Source organism: Actinoalloteichus spitiensis RMV-1378 (assembly GCF_000239155.1).
Classification (GTDB): domain Bacteria; phylum Actinomycetota; class Actinomycetes; order Mycobacteriales; family Pseudonocardiaceae; genus Actinoalloteichus_B; species Actinoalloteichus_B spitiensis.
On the sequence record NZ_AGVX02000005.1, the window covers coordinates 1 to 4,030 of the forward strand.

The 4,030-nt window shown below is 71.8% G+C and carries 4 protein-coding genes; all 4 read left to right on the top strand.

Going from position 1 to position 4,030, the window contains the following annotated elements:
- Positions 1–138 precede the first annotated feature (138 nt).
- Complete coding sequence (locus tag ACTIDRAF_RS26480) at positions 139–1,062, top strand: UTP--glucose-1-phosphate uridylyltransferase (protein ID WP_016696711.1); 924 nt, start codon at positions 139–141, stop codon at positions 1,060–1,062.
- Positions 1,063–1,103: 41 nt separating this feature from the next.
- A complete protein-coding gene (gene glp / locus ACTIDRAF_RS0200355; RefSeq protein ID WP_083886026.1) occupies positions 1,104–2,327 on the top strand; it encodes a molybdotransferase-like divisome protein Glp in 1,224 nt (407 codons plus the stop codon).
- A 106-nt stretch (positions 2,328–2,433) separates the two neighbouring features.
- Positions 2,434–3,030, top strand: coding sequence for a GNAT family N-acetyltransferase (locus ACTIDRAF_RS0200360; RefSeq protein ID WP_016696713.1), 597 nt, complete (start codon positions 2,434–2,436; stop codon positions 3,028–3,030).
- A gap of 411 nt (positions 3,031–3,441) precedes the next feature.
- Positions 3,442–4,030, top strand: a 589-nt coding sequence (locus ACTIDRAF_RS0200365; protein ID WP_039785111.1) for a hypothetical protein, incomplete at its 3' end; no start/stop codon positions are given.

A 4,030-nucleotide genomic window follows, 5' to 3' on the forward strand; every position in this document is an offset into this window, starting at 1 on the left:
GGGCGGCTCTTTAGCCGACGTCGCCAGGTCTGCTTGGCCGAACTCGTTCCTTCAGGTGGCACATCATCCGCCCGGGTCACAGTGCGTCACGTTACGTGCGCAGTCGAAGCACGCGATGGATGGCTAGGCTCTCCGGGTATGAGCCCGACGAGCGCGTTCCAGACTGCCATCGTCCCTGCCGCCGGACTGGGTACCCGTTTCCTGCCGACGACCAAGTCCGTGCCGAAAGAGCTGTTGCCGGTGGTGGACACCCCCGCCATCGAAATCGTCGCGGCCGAGGCGGCGGAGGCGGGCGCGGAGCGGCTCGTCATCGTGACCTCGCCCGAGAAGTCGTCGGTGGCCCGGCACTTCGAGCCGCGTCCGGAGCTGGAGCGGACCCTGGAGGAGCGGGGGAAGACCGCGCTGGTGGAGAAGGTGCGCCGGGCCCCCCAGCTGATCAGGGCCGAGGTCGCCATCCAGGAGCAGGCCCTCGGGCTCGGGCACGCCGTCGCCTGCGCCCGACCGAACCTGAGCGACTCGGACGAGGCCGTCGCGGTGCTGCTGCCGGACGACCTGGTCCTGCCGACCGGGGTCCTGTCCCGGATGGCCGAGGTGCGGGAGCGCTTCGGCGGCAGCGTGCTCTGCGCCTTCGACATCCCCCGGGAGCAGATCTCGGCCTACGGGGTGTTCGAGGTCGAGGACACCGGTGTGGAGGACGTGCTGCGGGTGCACGGCATGGTTGAGAAGCCCGCCCCGGAGGACGCGCCGTCGACCTACGCGGCCGCCGGCCGCTACCTGCTCGACCGGGCCGTCTTCGACGCGCTGGACCGCATCACCCCCGGTGCCGGTGGCGAGCTCCAGCTGACCGACGCGGTAGCGTTGTTGATCTCGGAGGGCCATCCGGTCCATGTCGTCGTGCACCGTGGTGGGCGCCATGACCTGGGAAATCCTGGTGGGTTCCTGCGTGCCGCGGTGGACTTCGCGCTCTCCAACCCGGAGTATGGCCCCGGGCTGCGGGAATGGCTCCGTCATGTGGTGGCCGAGCCCGCGGGCACGATCGAAGGGGGAACGCGGTCCAACTGACCGCGTCACGTGTGAACGACGGTGGCGGTGAGTTCGTGGCGATGAGGTCAGTAGACGAGCAGCTTGCGAAGGTACTCGCCGCCGCTGTCCGACCCTCCCCGGTGCGGGTCGCGATCTCCGAGGCCCAGGGGTTGTTGTGCGCGGAGGACGTCGTGGCCGAGCGCGCCCTGCCCGGCTTCGACCAGGCGGCGGTGGACGGCTACGCGGTGCGCAGCGTCGACGTGCAGGCCGCTGCGGAGGAGTCCCTGCTGATGCCGGTGATCGGCGAGATCGACGCCGGGTCCCGGCAGCCGCGACGCCTGCAACCGGGGCAGACGGTCCGCGTCGGCACCGGGGCTCCCCTGCCCACCCTGGCCGACGCGGTGGTGCCCGTCGGCTACACGGACGAGAACCCGGCGAAGGTGACCGTGCGGCAGCCGGTGCCCTCCGGCGCCTTCGTCCGCCGGGCCGGGGAGGACGTCCAGGCCGGTGATGTCGCGGTCCGGCGCGGGTCGGTGATCGGGGCCGCCCAGGTGGGTCTGCTGGCAGCGGTGGGGCGGGGCAAGGTGCTGGTGCACCCCCGGCCCCGGGTGTCGATCATCTCCGTCGGGGAGGAGCTGGTCGACATCGACCGGAGCCCCGGCGGCGGACAGGTCTACGACGTCAACTCCTACGCGCTCGCCGCCGCCGCCAGGGATGCCGGTGCCGAGGTGACGCGGGTCGGCATCGTCAGCACCGACCCACGACGGCTGCACGAGGTGGTCGAGGGACGTCTCCTGCTCTCCGAGCTGGTGGTCATCGCCGGCGGCGTCGGCGGGAACACCGGGCACCAGGTGCGGGCCGCCCTCGCCGACCTCGGGGACATCGACGAGTCGAGGGTCACCATGCACCCCGGCTCCACCCAGGGGTTCGGCAGGCTCGGCCCGGACAAGGTCCCGACCTTCCTCCTGCCCGGCAACCCGGTCAGCGCGCTCGTCGTGTTCGAGATCTTCGTCCGCCCGTTGATCCGGACGGCCCTGGGCAAGAACAACCCGCACCGCCGGGTGGTGACGGCCAGGCTGCTCGCCCCGATCGCCTCCACCAAGGGCCGGCGCGGCTTCCTCCGAGGGCAGTTGCTCCGGGACGGCACCACCCAGGAGTACCTGGTGCAACCGCTGGGGGCAGGCGGATCCCACCTGCTGGCCTCCCTCGCCGAGGCGAACTGCCTCATCCTCGTCGACGAGGACGTGACGGAACTGGGCGTGGACCAGGACGTGCACGTCAGCTTCCTGGCCCAGCGCGGCTGAGGGTGGATCCGGTGGCGACCGACGGGGTGGCGCGGAGGCCGGGAGGACTCCGCTGAGCACGACCCAGTTCAGCAGGCACCCCGGCTGGCCGGAGAGGCTCGGCCCGGTGATCGTGCCCGCCGGGGCGGTGGAGCTGCGTCCACCCCGGCTCCGCGACGGCGGCGCGTGGAGCGCGATCCGGCTGCGTGACCGGGGCCACCTGGAACGGTGGGAACCCAGCTCCGCCGAACGCTGGGAGGAGCGCAACGGGGTCCTCGCCTGGCCCAGCCAGTACGGGGCACTGCGGCGGATGGGACGGCAGGGCACCGCCCTGCCCTTCGTGATCACCGTGGACGGCGAGTTCGTGGGCCAGCTGACCATCGGCAACGTGATCCGGGGCGCGCTGTGCTCGGCGTGGGTGGGCTACTGGGTGGCCAGCACCCGGGTGGGTGGCGGAGTGGCGAGCGCCGGGGTGGCCCTGGCCGTCGACCACGCCTTCCACGCCGCCGGGCTGCACCGGCTGGAGGCGACGGTCCGGCCGGACAACGGCCCGAGCCTCCGGGTCCTGGAGAAGGTCGGCTTCCGCCGGGAGGGGTTGTACCGGCGGTACCTCAACGTCGAGGGTGGCTGGCACGACCACCTGTGCCTCGCGGTCACGGTCGAGGACCTCCCCGGGGGCGCGGTGCGCGCGCTGGTCGCCCAGGGACGCGCCCGCCTCGCGTGATCTTGGCTACCTTCCGGGAGCGCCGAGCGCATACCCGAAAGACGTTCACCGTTGACGGGGGCGCCACCCATCGATGATCATTACGTGGCTGAGTGGTCGCGCTCGGTAGTCGTCGAACGCGACGCGGCAGAAGTCCGGGATGCGAGCGGCGCGGTGCGAGGGGTTCGGTGACCAGCCACAACAGAGTCAGGCCCCGCCGGGAGGCGGCAGGAACCCACTCGATGGGTCACTGAGCGACAAGGCGCACCGACGATTGCTGTCTAACCTGGTGGATGATCTCCAGGGCGATCAACCCCACACTTGCGGAACGTGGAGATTCCGGCGCGCCTCCGACGTAGGTGTGACTGGTGTGGCTAGCGTGACGAACGCAGGAGCGTGCTGTTCGTGGCTAGGGGGAGGTGGCGAGGCACGTTGAGTTCTCTGATATTCGTTGGGCTGGCGGTGGCGTGGCTCGTCGTGCTCGTGCCCATGATCGCGCGACGTCGGCGAGAGGTCTCGCGTACCGCTGATTCGGAGCTGGCGGCCAGGGTGGTGCGGCGAGGCCGGAGCGCCGATGCCGTCCCCGCCGCCAGGAATGAGTTCGAGGAGGAACTCAGCGTGCCGGAGAAGGAGCGGGACGAGGACACCGATCTCGACGACGAGGGCGGCGGGGAGCCCGGGAACGACGAGGATCAGTGGCGGTCGCTCAACGGCGACGACGTCCGCGCCGGCCGGCGGTACCGACCGGGCCGGGGGGGATTCGACCCGGAGGCGGCGGCCAGGGCCGCCAAGGCGAAGTACGCGTTCCGCCAGCGAGTGGTGCTGGCGCTGATCACCCTGGCGGTCGTGCTCGCCCTGGTGGCCGGTTTCGCGGCGATGCCCATGCTCTGGTGGGCGCACGGCGCGGTCGACCTCGGGCTGCTCGGCTACCTCGTCTACCTGCGCCGGCAGGTGCGGATCGAGGAGGCCGTGCGCCAGCGGCGGGCGGCCCGCATCGCCGAGGCCGAGCGGCGTGCCGCCG

What these genes read in the sequence shown, in the direction of transcription:
- glp (WP_083886026.1), top strand. Translation starts at nt 1,104, where the DNA reads ATGAGGTCAGTAGACGAGCAGCTTGCGAAGGTACTCGCCGCCGCTGTC.
- ACTIDRAF_RS26480 (WP_016696711.1), top strand. Translation starts at nt 139, where the DNA reads ATGAGCCCGACGAGCGCGTTCCAGACTGCCATCGTCCCTGCCGCCGGA.